A 17,937-nucleotide genomic window follows, 5' to 3' on the forward strand; every position below is an offset into this window, starting at 1 on the left:
GCAATACGAAAATGTGGCCCCACGGCGTGCGGGGCCCCACCTATTCTCCCCAATCGGTACCGCTTCGATTCGGTACCCAGCCTGCGACGACGTGCCGGGCCACAGGGGAGGAGAGCGCCATGCGGGGACTTCCGCCGGTGGCGCGCGTCTATATCCTCTGCGCCCTGGCGGGCGCCGTCGCCTGTGTGCTGCCGGCGGTGCTCGGCCCCGCCACCGCGTGGGTTCCGCTCGTCCTCCTCGCGGGGCTCTACCTGGCCTGCGAAGTGGTCCGCGGCTGCCCGGTGACCGGGCGCAGGGTGCCCGAGGGCATCGGCTCCTTCTTCCCCGTGGTGCTGGCGGGCGTCTTCCTGCTGCCGCCCGCCGCCGCGGCGCTGGCCGCGGTACCCGGGGCGCTGGCCGCCCCCGTCGCCTCGCCGCCCGCCGGGGTACGCCGGCTGTGGCACGCGGCGCAGCAGGCGATCGCCGCGTGGGCCGCCGGGCGGGCGTACGCGGCCCTGGGCGGGCCCGGCGCCGACTTCCCGTACGCGGCGCTGCCCGCGGCGGCCGGCGCCACCGTCTTCTGCCTGGTCCTCACCGCCCTCGACGGCGGCGTGCTGGCCACCGCCGAGCGCCGGCCCGCCGCCCTGGCCTGGCGCGGGCTGCTGACCCGGTCCCTCGTCCCGCACTGCGTGCACGGCCTGGCCGGGCTGATGATGGCCGTGATGTGGCGCAGCTCCTACGGCCCGCCGGCCGCCCTGCTGGTGCTGCTGCCCATGTACCTCTCCTGCTGGATCTTCGCGCAGGCCCACCGCGAACGGGCCGCCCACCGGGCGACCATCCGCGCCCTCGTCCACGCCGTCGACATCAAGGACCGCTACACGCGCGGCCACAGCGAACGCGTCGGCCAGGCCTCCGCGATGATCGCCCGCGAGCTGGGCATGGCCGAGGACCGCCTGGAGGTGGTCCGCATCGCCGGCATCCTCCACGACGTGGGCAAACTCGGCGTACCGACCCGGCTGCTGCGCAAGGACGGGCCGCTGACCCCCGAGGAGCGCCGGGTCATCGAACTCCACCCCGAGTACGGCCACGAGATGGTGCGCGGCATCGGCTTCCTCGGCGAGGCCCGGTCCGCGATCCTGCACCACCACGAGCGCGTCGACGGATCCGGCTATCCGTACGGACTGACCGGCGACCAGATCCCGGTGCCGGCCAAGGTGGTGGCGGTCGCCGACGCCTTCGACGCGATGACCTCGACCCGCTCCTACAGCCGGGCCCGGCCGGTTCCCGTGGCGCTGGCCGAGCTGGAGCGCTGCGCCGGCACCCAGTTCGAACCGGCCATGGTGCGCGCGCTGGCCACGGCGGTCCGCCGGGACGGCTGGCACCCCGTCGTCACCTCCGACGAGGACCTCCAGGTCATCGCCGCCGCCGCGGCCGCCGATCCCCGGGGCGCCCTGCCCGGGATGCCCGCGCAGAGCGGCGACGCCTCCGCGCGGACCGGCGGGGGCCGGACGTGAGGACATATCCCGCCCGGGCGGTGCGCGCGGCCGCCGGGGCGCTGACCGCGGCGGGGCTCGGGCACACCTTGTGGAACGGCGTCGCCGACCCCCGGATCGCGCTCGCCTTCGGGGTGCTCATCGCCGTGGGCGAGCTGGTCCGCCGCGACGCGCGCGGGCCGCGCGGGCCGGGTGGGCCCGGTGGGCCGGGTGGGCCGGGTGGGCCGGGTGGGCCGCCACCGGCCGAGGACCGCCACGGCGCGCCGCTCGGCTCGGCCGGCGCGCTCGCGTACGCGCTGCTCGGCCAGTGCGCCGGGCAGCCCTCCCGGCACGGGGTGCTCCAGGTCGTGGCCGTCGTCGTCGCGGCGGCCCTCGCCGGGACCGTTCCGCACATCGCCCGGGGCGGCGGCCCTGACCTGGACCACGTGGCCCGCCGGGTGCTCACCGTGGCCTTCGCCGCTGCCTGCTTCCAGCCGCTGTACAACTCGGGACGGCTGGAACAGTGGTTCGGGCAGGGCCCCCTCCTGGTGGTCTTCCTGCTCGCCCTGCTGGGTCTGACCGCGCTGTGCGACGCGGTCCTCGCCGCCGCGCTGGCCGGGGCCCGCACCGGCCGGCCGTACGGGCCGCTGCTGCGCGACGAGCTGCGGGCGCTCGCCGGGATCGGCTCGGCGATCTGCGCCACCGGGGCGGTGATGGCGCTCGGGGCGGCCGTGGCGGGCCTGTGGGCGCTGCCCGTGTTCAGCGTGCCGCTGCTGCTGACCCAGATGTCGCTGCGCCGGATCACCGCGGTCCGTACCACCTACCGGCAGACGATCACCTCGCTGGCCCGGGCCACCGAGATCGCCGGGTACACCCGCCCCGGGCACGCCCGCCGGGTCGCGGTGCTCAGCTGCGCGGTGGGGCGGGAGCTGGGCCTGTCGGAGCGGGAGCTGACCGTGCTGGAGTACGCAGCGCTCATGCACGACATCGGCCAGCTGTCGCTGGTGGACCCGGTCCCGGCGGGGGCCACCGCGCCGCTGCCGGCCGCCGAGGCCCGCCGGATCGCGGCGCTGGGCGGCGAGGTGGCCCGGCAGACCGGGGTGCCCGACGAGGTCGCGGTGGTGGTGGAGCGGCAGGCCGATCCGTACCGGCAGCAGCCGGTGGCCGCGCGGATCGTCCGGGCCGTCAACGCGTACGAGGATCTGGCCGGCGGGAGCCGTCACCCGGGCGGCTCACTGGCGGCCCTGGAGAAGCTGCGGCTGGGCACCGGACACGACTATCAGCCGGAGGTGGTGGAGTGTCTGGCCAGGGTTCTGACGCGGGGCGGACGTGCCAGAGTCGTAGCAGTTCCACCGGGGTAACCCATGGGTAATGAGCGGCCGTCCGAGTGGGCATGGTTGGATGCGAAGTGAGAGTGTCCGCAAGGCTGCACCGTTCTCCCCCAGCTACCGCTGGGAGGTGCCCCCAGGCAGGCGGGAATCGTGAGGATCTTCGGGAAGGTACGGCATCGGCCCTCCGCCTCGTGGCGGCAGGCCACCGACCGCGCGTTCACGCTGATCGGCGACGGTCGGTACGACGACGCGGGCGCCCTGCTGACCAGAGCCGCGGACCTGGAGCCGTGGCTGTCGGAGTCCTGGTTCAACCTGGCGCTGCTGCACAAGTTCCGGCATGACTGGGAGCAGGCCCGGGCCGCCGGGCTGCGGGCGGTGGCCCTGCTGGACCGCGAGACCGGGGCGCCGGACTGGTGGAACGTGGGCATCGCGGCCACCGCGCTCCAGGACTGGCCGCTGGCCCGGCGGGCCTGGCAGGCGTACGGGCTGAAGGTGCCCGGTGACCCGCACGGGAGCTCCGGCTCCGGCGAGCCGGTGGGCATGGAGCTGGGCAGCGCGGCCGTGCGGCTGTCGCCCGAGGGCGAGGCCGAGGTGGTCTGGGGCCGCCGGCTGGATCCGGCGCGTATGGAGGTCCTGTCGATCCCGCTGCCGTCGTCCGGGCGGCGCTGGGGCGAGGTGGTCCTGCACGACGGGGTCCCGCACGGCGAGCGCGTGACGGCCGCCGGCCCCTCTTACCCGGTCTTCGACGAGATCGAGCTGTGGGCGCCGTCCCCGGTGCCGACCTGGGTGGTGCTGCTGGAGGCGGCCTCCGAGTCCGACCGGGACGCCCTGGAGCAGCTGGCCTCGGACGCCGGGTTCGCCGCCGAGGACTGGTCCTCGTCGGTGCGGCTGCTGTGCCGGACCTGCTCGGAGTCCACGATGCCCAGCGACGAGGGCGACGGCGAGCACCTCGACCCGCACGACCACAGCGAACCGGGCCACCCGGGCCCCCTCGGCCACCGCACGGCCGGGTCGGGCTCCCTGTGGGTGCCCGAGCGCGAGTGCGGGATCGCGGCGCCGGCCGGGCTGGTGCGCGGTCTGCTGGACGGCTGGGTCGCCGACAGCCCGGACACCCGTGAGTGGCGGGACCTCGAAGAGGTCTGCTGAGCCGCGGTCCGCCGCCCCCCGGCCGGGACTGATCGGTCCGCCCGGACCGCCGCCTGGGCATTGACTAGGCTGTAGCGGCACACGGTGACTTACGGAAGGCGATCGGCGGACATGGCGCAGCAGGAGAACGAGGTTGTCGAGGTGAACGACGGGTACGTCGTGGACACCGAGGACTGTGAGGCGCGCGAGCTCGCCCACCGCGAGCGGGGCACCGCCCGTCCGATCACGGTGGTCGGCAACCCGGTCCTGCACCGCGAGTGCAAGGACGTCACCGAGTTCGGCGCCGAGCTGGCCCAGCTGATCGACGACATGTTCGCCAGCCAGAAGGCCGCCGAGGGCGTGGGCCTGGCCGCCAACCAGATCGGCGTGGACGCCAAGGTCTTCGTGTACGACTGCCCGGACGACGACGGCGTGCGGCACACCGGTGTCGTGGTCAACCCGCGCCTGGTCGAGCTGCCGGCCGGCAGCCGGGTGCTGGACGACTCCAACGAGGGCTGCCTGTCGGTCCCGACGGCGTACGCCTCGCTGGCCCGCCCCGACTACGCCGAGGTGACCGGCCAGGACGCCGAGGGCAACCCGATCAAGGTGCGCGGCACCGGCTACTTCGCGCGCTGCCTCCAGCACGAGACCGACCACCTGTACGGCTACCTGTACATCGACCGGCTCTCGAAGCGCGACCGCAAGGACGCCCTGCGCCAGATGGCGGAGAACACCCCGCGCTACGAGACCGTCCCGAACGAGTAAGCGCCCTGCGCCCCGCGGTGGACACCGTTCCACCGCCGGGCCAGCATGGAAGTGACGCACGCCGCGAACTGCCCGCCGGGAGGGAACGCGGAAGGAATCGCCATGAAGCGTTGCACGCGTGCGGCCGTCATGCGCCCGTTGTCGCCGGACCGGCCCGGGCGGGTCATGAGGAATTCCGCTCGGACAAGGATCGCCCGTGGGGCGGTCGCCCTGCCCCTGGCCGTCGGTATGGCCCTGGCGTACGCGCCCGGGGCGGTGGCGGACGAGAACGTCTCGATCAGCAATGTGGAGACGATCAACCCCAGTGGCGGGTTCATGGAAACCGCGAAACCGGGCTTCAACTTCGTCGTCCGGACGACTCTGGCCAACCACAAGGCGCCCGTGGGGCAGCTCAGCTGTATCGAGGTCTCGTCGCCGGGGCTGTTCCTCGGCAAGCCCAAGAGCTGCATCATCATCAAGCCGCCCCCCGCCTCGACGAGCACCGACGGCAGCGCGCTGCAGGTCAAGGCGGATGCCGCCAATGGCCCGCACACGATCACCGTGACCCTCACCCCCGGCGGCGGCGGGGTCGGCAAGGACACCAAGACCACCACGCTCACGGTGACGGACGGGGCCGATGCGCCCGTGCCCCCGGCGAACCCCGTCCCGCCCGGCGTTCCGCCCGGCACCGGGACCTCCGCGTGCGATGACGTGACGATCGAGGCACAGGGCTATCGGAACGGCCGTACCAAGGGCCTGGAGGACGGCCGGAAGGACGGCTTCGCCGATGCGTACAAGCAGAGCTACGACGACGCGTCCAAGTCGAGGCAGGGGCTGACCGCGGACGAGTGCAAGGCACTGGAGGGCAAGGGGTACACGGCCGGATACACCAAGGGGTACGAGACCGGCTTCGAGGAAGGCCAGGCGAAGGGCGGCAAGGCCGGCCAGAAGGAGGGCAAGGAGGACCGGCGGAAGGGCACCTCGCAGAACGTGGCGATCACCGACATGGTGCTGAACGCCGAAGGCGTCGTCGGCGGCGAACTCGACTGCGCCCAGGGCTTGAAGGTCACCGCCAGGCTCACCGGCAGCGCGGCGGGCACGGTGCGGTACCACTGGGAGGGCCAGAAGGCCTCCGGCACGGTCACGTTCGCGGCACCCCAGGAAGTCCGGCAGGTGACGCACACGGTGGCCGTTCCCAATCCTCCCCCCGGCCCCGTCACCGCGGCGATCGTGATCGACAGCGGTCCGTCGAAGGGCCAGTCGAAGAGCCTGGACACCCCGGTCACCTGCAAGAAGTAGCCCTCACACAGGACGTCACGCCACCGCCTGCGGCCCCCGGAACGTGCGCCGGAAGGAATTCGGGGTGGTGCCCAGGGTGCGCAGGAAGTGGTGGCGCAGGGCGGCGGCGTTGCCGAAGCCGCAGCGGCCCGCGATCGCGTCCACCGTCTCGTCGGAGGACTCCAGCAACTCCTGTGCCAGCAGCACCCGCTGGCGCAGCAGCCACTGGTACGGGGTGGTGCCGGTCTCGGCGAGGAAGCGGCGGGCGAAGGTGCGCGGTGACATGTGCGCCCGCTCCGCCAGCTGCTCCACGGTGATCTCCTCCGCCAGGTGGCGGGCCATCCAGGCGATCACCTCGCCGACCGTGTCGCAGGCCGTGCGCGGCAGCGGGCGCCGGATGTACTGGGCCTGGCCGCCGTCCCGGTGCGGCGGGACCACCATGCGGCGCGCGATGGTGTTGGCCACCTCGGCGCCGTGCTCCTGCCGGACCACGTGCAGGCAGGCGTCGATCCCCGAGGCGGTGCCGGCCGCCGTGACGACCCGGCCCTCGTCGACGTACAGCACCTCGGGGTCGACCAGGGCGCGCGGGTACCGGTGCATCAGGGTCGGCGCGTGCATCCAGTGGGTGGTGCAGCGCCGGCCGTCGAGCAGCCCGGCCGCGCCGAGTACGAAGGCCCCGCTGCACACGCTCAGCACGCGGGTGCCCCGGTCCACGGCCTGGCGCAGGGCCTCCAGCAGCGGCTCGGGGTAGTCCCGTACGGGGCCTGGCGGTCGGCCGGCAGACAGATCAGGTCGGCCTCGGCCAGCCGCTTCAGCCCGTGCTCGGGAGTGAGCGTCAGCCCGGTTTCCGCCAGGGTCAGCGGCCCCTCCTCGCCGGCGCACACGGCGAAGTCGTACACCGGCAGTCCGGCGCTGCTCCGGTCGATCCCCGAACACCTCGCAGAAGATGCCGAACTCGAAGGGGGCGACACCGTTCATCTGCCCGGCAGGGCGGGGCGGCCGGCCGGGCCGCGCGCCGGCGCGAGCAGCCCCGCCCGGCGGCGAACCGGATGGCCCTGCGGCACGCGTCCTGCGAGTGAACCGGGTCCCGCCCGAAGGGCCCTACGGCTCGACCGGAGTGCGGGGTTCCGTACGGGGCCGCGGCGCCTTCCGGGCCCGGGCGGGGACGGTCTCCCAGCCCGCGCCTGCGGCCCGCCCCGCCGACCGGCCGTGGAACAGCAGCGCCAGAGCCCCGGCGAAGGCCGCCGCGGACAGCCCGACCAGCAGCCATGAGCGGCCGTGGCCGGACGGGGTGAGCAGCACCGGCAGCAGCAGCGCCCAGGCCGCGAACACCCCCGCCAGCCAGGGCAGATGGGAGCGCAGCCGGACCTCGGCGCGCGGCCTCAGCAGCCGCCCCCGGTGCTCCGTCGCCACCCTGGCCGCCCGCCCCCGCAGGACCCGCCGGAAGGTGCTCGGGTCCAGCAGCAGCCACACCGCGTCGCCCGTGTCGGTGGTGAAGCACACCGGCTGCGGGCCCGAGAGCTTCCCGTCATGGGCCCGGCCGCACAACCAGCCGGGCCGGCCGGTGAGTTCGGCGGCCACCGCGGCCAGGTCGTGGTCCACCGGCCCGACCTCCCCGCCCGCCTTGAACTCGACGCCGTCGGCCGTGGTGAACGCCAGCCAGGTCCGGCCCGTGCGGCCGGTGGCCGGCTGGACGGTCCGCCGGGCGACGCGCACCTCCGCCCGGACCCCCCACACCTGCCTGCCCGGGGTCCGGGCATCGGCACGCAGCGCCCGCACCCCGGCGGGCGGCCGGAGCACCACCAGGGCCAGGACGCCGGCACCCAGCAGCCCGATCACCGGCAGGAAGAACAGCAGCTCCGAGCCGGGGAAGAGGCGCGGCGCCCAGCCGGTCGGGGCATCCGCGGCATAGCGGGCGAGAACGCCCGCCTCGTCCACGTAGCCGCCGAGCCCGGGCGAGCCGGGGACGTGCAGCACCTGCACCCGGCCGCCGACCACGGGGCGGCCGTCCACCACCGCACCCGTCACCCGCACCGACTCGTCGCCGCTGACCGCGAGTCCGGGCACCCGTACGGTCAGGTCGGTCCGCGGGTCCCGGCGGAGCACCTCCTCGATCCGGGCCTCGTCCACGATCGCGCCGGCCTCCCGCAGCACGGCGATCCGCCGCGCCTCGGCGCCGTCGGGCCGCAGCCCCAGATCGACCAGCAGCATCGGCAGGAAGAGCACGCAGCACACCAGCCCCGCCACCCGGAGCCGGCCGGCCGCCCGCCAGGGCATCCGGGCCGGCGGACCCGGCGGCGGCTCCGCGGGAACGGCCCGCGGCTGCCGGACCGGCCGGACGGCGGCCCACACCCAGCCGGCCGCGCACAGCACCGCCGCCGACCCGAGCACGGCGAGCCACGGATCGGGCAACGGCGGCCCCGCCCGGAACAGCACCCGCCACAGCGCCACCCCCGCACACAGCAGTGCGCCCCCGCCCGAGGTCCTGGTCAGCCAGGTACTTCTTCCCATGGGCGGGGACGCTAGCAAGAGCGGTCCGGACCCGGAACCCGGGCCCGGACGTCGGACCTAGAAGTCCTCGTCGAGGTCGACCGTGCCCTCGACCGCGACCTGGTAGGCCGACGGGCGGCGCTCGAAGAAGTTCGTCAGCTCCTGGACGCCCTGGAGCTCCATGAACGCGAACGGGTTCTGCGAGCCGTAGACCGGCGGGAAACCGAGGCGGACCAGGCGCTGGTCGGCGACGCACTCGAGGTACTCGCGCATCGACTCGGTGTTCATGCCCGGCAGGCCGTCGCCGCACAGGTCCCGGCCGAACTGCAGCTCGGCCTCGACCGCCTCCTTCAGCATGTCCGTGACCTGCTGCTGGAGGGCGTCGTCGAAGAGCTCCGGCTCCTCCTTGCGGACCGTGTCCACGACCTCGAAGGCGAAGTTCATGTGCATGGTCTCGTCGCGGAACACCCAGTTGGTGCCGGTCGCCAGGCCGTGCAGCAGACCGCGCGACCGGAACCAGTAGACGTAGGCGAAGGCGCCGTAGAAGAACAGGCCCTCGATGCACGCCGCGAAGCAGATCAGGTTCAGCAGGAAGCGGCGCCGGTCGGCGGCCGTCTCCAGGCGCTCGATCTTCTCGACCGAGTCCATCCACTTGAAGCAGAACTGCGCCTTCTCGCGGATCGAGGGGATCTCCTCGACCGCGTCGAAGGCCGCCGCGCGGTCGTCCGGGTCGGGCAGGTAGGTGTCGAGCAGCGTCAGATAGAACTGGACGTGCACGGCCTCCTCGAACAGCTGGCGCGAGAGGTACAGGCGCGCCTCGGGGGAGTTGATGTGCTTGTAGAGCGTCAGCACCAGGTTGTTCGACACGATGGAGTCACCCGTCGCGAAGAACGCCACCAGGCGGCCGATCATGTGCTGCTCGGCCGGGGTGAGCTTGGCGAGGTCGGCGACGTCGGAGTGGAGGTCGACCTCCTCCACCGTCCAGGTGTTCTTGATCGCGTCCCGGTAGCGCTCGTAGAAGTCCGGGTAGCGCATCGGACGGAGCGTCAGCTCGAAGCCCGGGTCGAGAAGGTTCTTGTCGGAGCTGGGCATTACTGGCAGGCCTCGCAGGACTCGGGGTTCTCAAGGGAGCAGGCCAGCGCGTCGGCGTCGACGGCCTGCGGCAGCGGTGTGGCGGCGGCGGGGACGGCGGCCGCGCCCGACGCGGCGCGGGCGATCTTCGTCGCCGGGCGCGAGCGCAGGTAGTACGTGGTCTTCAGGCCCTGCTTCCAGGCGTACGCGTACATCGAGCTGAGCTTGCCGATGGTGGGCGTCTCCATGAACAGGTTCAGCGACTGGCTCTGGTCCAGGTACGGCGTACGGGCCGCCGCCATGTCGATCAGGCCGCGCTGGGGGATCTCCCACGCCGTGCGGTACAGCTCGCGGATCTCGGCCGGGATCCAGCCGAAGCCCTCGACCGAGCCCGAGGAGTCGCGCAGCGCCTCGCGGGTCTGGGCGTCCCAGACGCCGAGCTTCTTGAGGTCCTCGACCAGGTAGCCGTTGACCTGGAGGAACTCACCGCTGAGCGTCTCGCGCTTGAAGAGGTTGGAGACCTGCGGCTCGATGCACTCGTACACACCGGCGATCGAGGCGATGGTCGCCGTCGGGGCGATGGCCAGCAGCAGCGAGTTGCGCATGCCGCTGGTGGCGATCCGGGCGCGCAGCGCGTCCCAGCGCTCGGGCCAGTGGTGCGTCACACCGTAGTGGTCGGGGTGCAGCACGCCCTGCGCGGTACGGGTCTGCTCCCAGGCCGGCAGCGGGCCGTTGCGCTCGGCCAGGTCGGCCGACGCCTCGTACGCCGCCAGCATGATCCGCTCGGCGATCTTCGTGGAGAGCTCCTTGGCCCCGGCGGAGTCGAAGGGGAGCCGCAGCTTGAAGAAGACGTCCTGGAGCCCCATCGCGCCCAGGCCCACCGGACGCCACTTGGCGTTGGAGCGGCCGGCCTGCTCGGTCGGGTAGAAGTTGATGTCCACGACGCGGTCGAGGAAGGTCACGGCGGTGCGGACGGTCTCGTCCAGCCGCTCCCAGTCCATCTCGCCCGTCTCGGCGAGCACGAACGCGCCGAGGTTGACCGAACCGAGGTTGCAGACGGCCGTCTCGCCGTCGTTGGTGACCTCGATGATCTCGGTGCACAGGTTGGAGGAGTGGACCACCGTGCCCGGCAGCGCGGTCTGGTTCGCGGTGCGGTTGGAGGCGTCCTTGAACGTCATCCAGCCCTGGCCGGTCTGCGCGAGGGTACGCATCATGCGGCCGTACAGCTCCCGGGCCGGCATGGTCTTCTTGGCCAGGCCCGCCGCCTCGGCCTTGACGTACGCGGCGTCGAACTCGGCGCCGTACAGGTCGACCAGCTCGGGCACGTCGGACGGGGAGAACAGCGACCACTGGCCGTCGGAGTTCACGCGGCGCATGAACTCGTCCGGGATCCAGTGCGCCAGGTTCAGGTTGTGCGTACGCCGGGCGTCCTCACCGGTGTTGTCGCGCAGCTCCAGGAACTCCTCGATGTCCGCGTGCCAGGTCTCCAGGTAGACGGCGGCGGCACCCTTGCGCCGGCCGCCCTGGTTCACGGCGGCGACCGAGGCGTCGAGGGTCTTCAGGAACGGGACGATGCCGTTGGAGTGGCCGTTGGTGCCGCGGATCAGCGAACCACGGGCCCGGATGCGCGAGTACGACAGGCCGATGCCGCCGGCGTGCTTCGACAGACGCGCCACCTGGTGGTAGCGGTCGTAGATCGAGTCGAGCTCGTCCAGCGGGGAGTCCAGCAGGTAGCAGGAGGACATCTGCGGGTGCCGGGTGCCGGAGTTGAAGAGGGTGGGGGAGGAGGGCAGGTAGTCCAGGCGGCTCATCAGGGCGTAGAGCGAGCCGACCTCCTCCACCGCGCGCACGCTGTCGTCCTCGGCCAGGCCGCAGGCCACGCGCAGCATGAAGTGCTGCGGGGTCTCGATGACCTGACGGGTCAGCGGGTGGCGCAGCAGGTAGCGGCTGTGCAGGGTGCGCAGGCCGAAGAAGCCGAAGCGGTCGTCGGCGCCCTCGGCGAGCGCGTGCTCGACCAGCGCGTCCAGGCGGGCGGCGTGGGCGCGGACGAACTCCACGGTGCGGTCCGCGATCAGGCCCTCGCGGTGGCCGACCTCGACCGAGGCGGAGAAGGAGGTGGCCCCCTGGCCGGCGGCCTCGTCGGCGATGGCCAGCGTCAGCAGCCGGGCGGCGAGCCGGGAGTACGCCGGGTCCTCGGAGATCAGCCCCGCGGCCGCCTCGGTGGCCAGCCCCCGCAGTTCGGCCTCGTCCGACGTGGCGCTGCGGCCGCGCAGGGCGGCGGCGGCGACCCGGCCGGGGTCGGTGTCCGGCAGATCGGCCGTGAGGTCCGTGAGGGTGCGCAGCAGCGCGGCGCCGGGGCCTTCGGCCTCGGGCAGGTCGGACTCGGCGCGCGGTGCGGAAGGCGCGATGGTCACGGGGGGAGCTCTCCCTCGCTCGGCTCCGGTCACCGGCGGACGCGGGCACGAGGGCGCGCATGCGGGCGTGACGGGAACACGTGGCACCGCATGGCGTCCACCGGCCCAACCGCGAGGCCCGGACGTGGTCGGCACCCGGGACGGTCGACCCGGGCGCACCGTCGGCAGGTCCTCGGACTCGCGGCGTGCCCCTCCTGACGAAAGGCGCACTTCATACCGTTGCGGGACAGTTCCGGATTCGCACCGGATTCCCCTGCGGCGACAGCGAGGATGAGCATACATGTGGGGGGCGGTGGATGCGTGACCCCCCAGATGTTGTGTCGCCCGCGACGCGGAGTCCCTATGACGTACCTCTCCGCTATCGTCGGAGGCAGACCGTCCAGGAAGGCGAGCGAGGCATGACCGTGATGACTCACCGACCGCACATGCCCATCGAAGACTTCGAAGCCTTGGCGCGGATAGCGGCGCGCGAATCAGAGGGGGCGCGGCTGGAATTCATTGACGGGGTACTGAGGAGCAAGGCCATGCCGGACGGGGATCACGACCGGATCGTGGTGTGGCTTGCGCGCGTCTGCATGCAGTTCCGCCCCGAGCAGTGGCTCCACGTCGAACGGGGGCTGAAGGTCGAGCGGTACCGCGGGGGGCGGGCACGCCCGGACGCCTCGCTCGCCCCGGACGGGGCGTTCGAGGGCCAGGGCGAGTGGGCCGACCCGTCGCCGGTGCTGATGGTCGTCGAGGTCACCTCGTACGACTCCGACACCGACGAGCGTGATCGCAAGGAGAAGCCGCGCGCCTACGCGGAGGCGGGTATCCCTGTTTACCTCTTGATCGACCGGGACGCCTGTCTGGTGAGGGTTTACAGCGAGCCGAACGGTGTTCGCTACGTGAATGTGCGCACCCTTGCCTTCGGTCAGGACGTCGAGCTCCCTGACCCCGTCGGCATCACCCTCCAGACCGAGGCCCTCAAGGACTGGGTGCGCTGACCCTCGCCCCCCCCGCACCGCGAAGGGCCCCGCCGGTACGCCCGGCGGGGCCCTTCGCGTGGCCGTTCAGCAGCAGCGGAAGCCCTCCCGCGGGTCCGCCTCGCGGGCGTCGGTGCGGGCCCGCTCGAAGGCCCGCCGGGTCATGACCTCCGTCCCCGGGTCGTGCGCGCGGGCGTGGGCGACGTACCGGTCGTACGCCGCCTCGCCCGAGAACTCGCGGACGAAGTACCGGACCCGGGCGAGCGCTGCCCGCACGCTCACGAGGACACCGGTTCCTTGACCTTGCCGCCGCCGGAGTCGTCGAGGCCGGCCGCGGCCAGCTCCGCCTTCTCCTCCGCCGTCGGGAAGAGCCCGGCCGGTGCGACGATCTTCGACTCGGTCCACGGCACCTCGGAGAGCCGTACCGTCTCGGGGCTGGCGATGGCCTTGAAGCAGACCCGGGCCGCGTCCACCAGCACGATGATGATCAGCACGGCGAACAGCGCCGAGAGCACGCCGTCGACCGTGGAGTTGGTGACGACGGTGTGCATGTCGTCCATGGTCTTGGCGGGCGGCAGCACCTTGTCGGCGTCGATGCCGGCCTGGTACTTGTCGCGCTGCGCGAAGAAGCCCACGCGCGGGTCCTCGGAGAAGACCTTCATCCAGCTCGCGCTGAGCGTGACCGCCGCGTCCCAGGCCAGCGGGACCGCCGTCACCCAGGCGAACCGCAGCCGCCCGGACTTCACCAGCAGGGTGGTGCACACGGCCAGCGCGACGGCGGCCAGCAGCTGGTTCGCGATCCCGAACAGCGGGAAGAGCTGGTTGATGCCGCCCAGCGGGTCCTTCACGCCGACCCACAGGAAGTAGCCCCACGCGCCGACGACCAGCGCGCTCGCGAGCCACACACCGGGCTTCCAGCTGATCTGCTTGAACGGCTTGTAGACGTTGCCCAGCATGTCCTGGAGCATGAACCGGCCCACCCGGGTGCCCGCGTCCAGGGTGGTGAGGATGAACAGCGCCTCGAACATGATCGCGAAGTGGTACCAGAACGCCTTCATCGACGCCCCGCCGAACACGGACGAGAAGATCTCCGACATTCCGAGTGCGAACGTCGGCGCGCCGCCCGTACGGGAGAGCAGGCTGGCCTCCTCGACGTCCTTGGCGGCCTGTGCGAGCTGCTCCGGGGAGATCGTGAAGCCCATGCCCGCGATCGCCTCGGAGGCGGACTGCACGGTGGTGCCGACCATGCCGGCGGGCGAGTTGACCGCGAAGAACAGGCCCGGCTCGATGATGCAGGCCGCGATCATCGCCATGATGGCGACGAAGGACTCGGTCAGCATCGACCCGTAGCCGATCATCCGGATCTGGGTCTCCTTCTGGACCATCTTCGGGGTGGTGCCCGAGGAGACCAGGGAGTGGAAGCCGGAGAGCGCGCCGCAGGCGATGGTGATGAAGACGAACGGGAACATCGACCCGGCGAAGACCGGGCCGTCGCCGCGGCTGGCGAAGGAGGTGACCGCGTCCATCTTCAGCGTCGGCATCGCGATGGCCACACCGGCGGCCATCATCGCGATCGTGCCGACCTTCATGAAGGTGGACAGGTAGTCGCGCGGCGCCAGCAGCAGCCACACCGGCAGTACGGAGGCCAGGAAGCCGTACGCGACCATCCAGATGACCAGGGTGGTCGGCTTGAGCGTGAAGAACTCCGCCCAGGAGGACTCCGCGACCCAGCCGCCCGCGACGATCGCGAGGAGCAGCAGCACCACGCCGATGAGCGAGACCTCGGTGACCCGGCCCGGCCGCAGCACGCGCAGGTAGACGCCCATGAAGAGGGCGATCGGGATGGTCATGCCGATGGAGAACACGCCCCACGGGGAGTGGGCGAGGGCGTTGACGATGACGAGCGCGAGCACGGCCAGCAGGATGATCATGATGGCGAACACCGCGATCAGCGCGGCCGCCCCGCCGAACGGGCCGATCTCGTCCCGCGCCATCTGGCCGAGCGAGCGGCCGTCGCGGCGGGTGGAGAAGAAGAGCGTGACCATGTCCTGCACGGCGCCCGCGAAGATCACGCCGGCGACGATCCAGATGGTCCCCGGCAGGTAGCCCATCTGGGCGGCGAGCACCGGGCCGACCAGCGGACCCGCGCCCGCGACGGCGGCGAAGTGGTGGCCGAAGAGCACCCGGCGGTCCGTCGGGTGGAAGTCGACACCGTTGTCAAGGCGTTCGGCCGGCGTCGCCCGGGTCTTGTCGACCCTGAGCACCCGGTGCGCGATGAAGCGCGAGTAGAAGCGGTAGGCGATGGCGTACGAGCCCAGCGCCGCGGCCAGCATCCAGGCCGCCGAGACGTCCTCGCCGCGCGAGAGGGCGAGCACGGCCCACCCGACGGCCCCGACGAGCGCCACCAGCGACCAGACGGCGATCGACTTCGGCGTGAGCCGGCCGGCTGCGCCCGGAGCGGGGGAGGGCGAGCCGGGCGTGCCGCCGCCCGGACCCGCCGTGTTCCGTTCTGTGCCTGTTGATCCCGGTTCCGGCATGATCCTCGTCCCCTCGTTGATCATCTGCGTGAGCGCAGGAATCTACGGGGGCCTGCCCGGTGAACGTAAGCCCCCGTCCGCAATGCGGTACGAGAGTCAACTACGTATCTCAGACGGCGGGGCGCTGGAGTCGGGCGACGAACTTGTAACGATCTCCGCGGTACACCGACCGCACCCACTCCACGGGTTCACCATCGGCGTCCAGTGAGTGCCGGGAGAGCATCAGCATGGGGAGGCCGACATCCGTACCGAGCAGGCCCGCCTCGCGCGGGGTGGCCAGGGAGGTCTCGATGGTCTCCTCGGCCTCGGCGAGGTGGACGTCGTACACCTCCGCCAGCGCGGTGTAGAGCGAGGTGTACTTGACCAGCGAACGGCGCAGCGCCGGGAAGCGTTTGGCCGAAAGGTGGGTGGTCTCGATGGCCATCGGCTCGCCGCTGGCCAGCCGCAGCCGCTCGATGCGCAGGACCCGCCCGCCCGTGGCGATCTTGAGCAGCCCGGCGAGGGTGTCGTCGGCGGTGACGTAGCCGATGTCCAGGAGCTGCGAGGTCGGCTCCAGGCCCTGGGCGCGCATGTCCTCCGTGTAGGAGGTCAGTTGCAGGGCCTGGGAGACCTTCGGCTTCGCGACGAACGTCCCCTTGCCCTGGATCCGCTCCAGCCGCCCCTCGACGACGAGCTCCTGGAGGGCCTGGCGGACGGTGGTGCGGGAGGTGTCGAACTCGGCGGCCAGCGTGCGCTCCGGCGGCACCGGCGTTCCGGGCGGCAGGGTTTCGGTCATGTCGAGCAAGTGCCGCTTGAGTCGGTAGTACTTGGGCACACGCGCGGTACGGGTGGCTGCCCCGCCCTCCGGCTCCCCGGACGCCCCTTCGGTGGCCATCGCCGCCCGCCTTCCCGACTCCAGTTTCGCTGCCGTCACCGGCTCCTCCGATATGTGCGGTCACATGGTGACACGGGTGGTGAGGGCGCACGTCTCCCCTCCCCGAGGTGTCGGTCCTATAACGGCACCGGACCCCCGCTCATTAGACCCTTGACACCCCTAAAGGTCTAGGCCAAGCTCCCGGTACTGGTCTAAACCAATATGGATCAGATCCCGGCCCCACGGGCAGTACTTGGCGTATGTCATCGCGGCGGGCAAGGGAAGTGCAGGCAGGCATCCCTGAGGAGGGTGGCGTGAAGCGCAAGCTCATCGCGGCGGTTGGTGTCGCGGGCATGGTTATCGGCCTGGCGGCGTGTGGCGACAGCGGGGACGACAAGGGCAAGACCGACGCGAACGGCAACAAGGAAATCACCGTCTGGGTGATGGACGGCTCCGCGCCGAAGGCCTGGATCGACGAGGTCAACAAGGAGTTCGAGGCCAAGCACCCGAACACCAAGGTCAAGGTCGAGATCCAGCAGTGGAAGGGCATCCAGGAGAAGGTCACCACCGCCCTCTCCGAGACCACCCCGCCGGACGTCATCGAGCTCGGCAACACCCAGACCGCCGGCTACGCGGTCACCGGCGGCCTCGCCGACCTGACCGGCGACAAGGCCAAGCTCGGCGCCGACGCCTGGCAGAAGAGCATGCTCGCCTCCGCCGAGATCGACGGCAAGCTCTACTCCGCCCCGTGGTACGCCGCCAACCGCGTCGTGGTCTACGACAAGAAGGCGTACGCGAAGGCCGGCGTCACCCCGCCCACGACCCGCGACGAGTGGGTGGCCGGCCTGGAGAAGCTCAAGGCCGCCGACGCCGCCACCCAGCCGATCTACCTCCCGGGCCAGAGCTGGTACGTCCTCGCCGGCTTCATCTGGGACGAGGGCGGCGACCTCGCCGTCAAGGACGGCGGCAAGTGGAAGGGCCAGCTCAGCACCCCGCAGGCCGCCTCCGCCATGGACTTCTACAAGAAGCTCCAGTCCTTCTCCACCGCTCCCAAGGACAAGGACGAGGCCACCCCGCAGCAGTCCACCGACATCGTCCCCAAGGGCGGCGTCGCCTCCTGGATCGGCCTGGGCTGGGAGGCCTCCGGTGCCGAGAAGGCCCTGAAGGACGCGGGCAAGGAGGCCGACTTCGGCTACTTCCCGATCCCCGGCAAGACCGCCGACAAGTCCGGCACCGTCTTCCTCGGCGGCTCCAACCTCGCCGTGGCCGAGCGCTCCAAGAACAAGGACCTCGCCAAGGAGTGGCTGGCCCTGGCCGCCGGCAAGGACCAGATGACCAAGTACGCCGCCGAGACCAAGGGCGCGCTGCTGCCGAACCAGGTCGGCGCGAACTTCACCGCCCCCGCGGGCTCCTTCGCCGAGGCGATGGCCAAGGCCGGCGTCAACGGCAAGATCACCCCGGTCACCCCGGGCTGGGCGAACGTCGAGACCGAGCCCAACCCGATCAAGGAGTTCATGACCAAGGTCCTGAAGGGTGAGGACGCCGCCAAGGCGGGCGAGGCCGCGGACAAGGAAATCGCGGCCCGCATCAACAAGTAACCCGGCAGCACCCGCACCACCGGCTGCCCCCGGCGCGTCCGGGCAGTGAACGCGACCAGGGGTACGGAGGGCGCCCGCCGCCC

The 17,937-nt window shown here is 72.1% G+C and carries 13 protein-coding genes, 1 pseudogene and 1 riboswitch; of the genes and pseudogenes, 7 read left to right on the plus strand and 7 right to left on the minus strand.

All coding sequences use genetic code 11. The features are described from left to right. The first annotated feature begins 119 nt into the window (after nucleotides 1-119). From ACZ6KO_RS16915 to ACZ6KO_RS16935, 5 genes are all read left to right on the plus strand, one after another. Nucleotides 120-1,493 carry an HD-GYP domain-containing protein gene (locus ACZ6KO_RS16915; protein WP_469304727.1) on the plus strand — a complete coding sequence of 458 codons (1,374 nt, stop codon included), beginning with the start codon at nucleotides 120-122 and terminating at the stop codon, nucleotides 1,491-1,493. Then, nucleotides 1,490-2,812, plus strand: a complete 1,323-nt coding sequence (locus ACZ6KO_RS16920) for an HD-GYP domain-containing protein (RefSeq protein WP_469304728.1) — start codon at nucleotides 1,490-1,492, stop codon at nucleotides 2,810-2,812. Before ACZ6KO_RS16915 ends, ACZ6KO_RS16920 begins: the two co-directional genes overlap by 4 nt. A gap of 120 nt (nucleotides 2,813-2,932) precedes the next feature. Next, the gene (locus ACZ6KO_RS16925; protein WP_401454642.1) at nucleotides 2,933-3,928 is read left to right on the plus strand and encodes a tetratricopeptide repeat protein; all 996 of its coding nucleotides are present in this window, start codon (nucleotides 2,933-2,935) and stop codon (nucleotides 3,926-3,928) included. Nucleotides 3,929-4,039: 111 nt separating this feature from the next. Then, nucleotides 4,040-4,672 carry a peptide deformylase gene (gene def / locus ACZ6KO_RS16930; RefSeq protein ID WP_469304729.1) on the plus strand — a complete coding sequence of 211 codons (633 nt, stop codon included), beginning with the start codon at nucleotides 4,040-4,042 and terminating at the stop codon, nucleotides 4,670-4,672. A gap of 165 nt (nucleotides 4,673-4,837) precedes the next feature. Next, nucleotides 4,838-5,950, plus strand: coding sequence for a hypothetical protein (locus tag ACZ6KO_RS16935; RefSeq protein WP_469304730.1), 1,113 nt, complete (start codon nucleotides 4,838-4,840; stop codon nucleotides 5,948-5,950). 15 nt (nucleotides 5,951-5,965) lie between these two features. On the opposite strand, the pseudogene ACZ6KO_RS16940 reads toward ACZ6KO_RS16935, so the two are convergent. The 4 genes and pseudogenes from ACZ6KO_RS16940 to ACZ6KO_RS16955 form a co-directional block, all read right to left on the minus strand. Beyond that, nucleotides 5,966-6,907 (minus strand): annotated as a pseudogene (locus ACZ6KO_RS16940) (helix-turn-helix domain-containing protein). Between the two features lie 123 nt (nucleotides 6,908-7,030). Beyond that, entirely contained in the window at nucleotides 7,031-8,440 is a 1,410-nt protein-coding gene (locus tag ACZ6KO_RS16945) for a hypothetical protein (RefSeq protein WP_469304731.1), read from the minus strand. 57 nt (nucleotides 8,441-8,497) lie between these two features. After that, nucleotides 8,498-9,511, minus strand: coding sequence for a ribonucleotide-diphosphate reductase subunit beta (locus ACZ6KO_RS16950; RefSeq protein WP_401454639.1), 1,014 nt, complete (start codon nucleotides 9,509-9,511; stop codon nucleotides 8,498-8,500). After that, a complete protein-coding gene (locus ACZ6KO_RS16955) occupies nucleotides 9,511-11,904 on the minus strand; it encodes a ribonucleoside-diphosphate reductase subunit alpha (RefSeq protein ID WP_469304732.1) in 2,394 nt (797 codons plus the stop codon). The genes ACZ6KO_RS16950 and ACZ6KO_RS16955 overlap by 1 nt, the downstream gene beginning before the upstream one ends. A gap of 146 nt (nucleotides 11,905-12,050) precedes the next feature. Beyond that, a riboswitch (cobalamin riboswitch) is annotated at nucleotides 12,051-12,188 on the minus strand. A 114-nt stretch (nucleotides 12,189-12,302) separates the two neighbouring features. On the opposite strand from ACZ6KO_RS16955, the gene ACZ6KO_RS16960 reads away from it, so the two are divergent. Next, nucleotides 12,303-12,887 (plus strand): Uma2 family endonuclease, encoded by a 585-nt coding sequence (locus ACZ6KO_RS16960; protein WP_469304733.1) that lies wholly within the window; start codon nucleotides 12,303-12,305, stop codon nucleotides 12,885-12,887. Between the two features lie 66 nt (nucleotides 12,888-12,953). Here ACZ6KO_RS16960 and ACZ6KO_RS16965 read toward each other — a convergent pair whose 3' ends face one another. From ACZ6KO_RS16965 to ACZ6KO_RS16975, 3 genes are all read right to left on the minus strand, one after another. After that, on the minus strand, nucleotides 12,954-13,148 hold the full coding sequence (locus ACZ6KO_RS16965) for a YbdD/YjiX family protein (RefSeq protein ID WP_469304734.1): 195 nt from the start codon (nucleotides 13,146-13,148) through the stop codon (nucleotides 12,954-12,956). Beyond that, nucleotides 13,145-15,403, minus strand: a complete 2,259-nt coding sequence (locus ACZ6KO_RS16970; RefSeq protein WP_469304996.1) for a carbon starvation CstA family protein — start codon at nucleotides 15,401-15,403, stop codon at nucleotides 13,145-13,147. Before ACZ6KO_RS16970 ends, ACZ6KO_RS16965 begins: the two co-directional genes overlap by 4 nt. A gap of 109 nt (nucleotides 15,404-15,512) precedes the next feature. Then, on the minus strand, nucleotides 15,513-16,277 hold the full coding sequence (locus tag ACZ6KO_RS16975; RefSeq protein WP_401454634.1) for a GntR family transcriptional regulator: 765 nt from the start codon (nucleotides 16,275-16,277) through the stop codon (nucleotides 15,513-15,515). A gap of 293 nt (nucleotides 16,278-16,570) precedes the next feature. Here ACZ6KO_RS16975 and ACZ6KO_RS16980 point away from each other — a divergent pair, with 293 nt between their 5' ends. Continuing rightward, on the plus strand, nucleotides 16,571-17,854 hold the full coding sequence (locus ACZ6KO_RS16980) for an extracellular solute-binding protein (protein ID WP_469304735.1): 1,284 nt from the start codon (nucleotides 16,571-16,573) through the stop codon (nucleotides 17,852-17,854). Nucleotides 17,855-17,937 lie beyond the last annotated feature (83 nt).

This window comes from Streptomyces sp. NPDC042102, assembly GCF_055582305.1.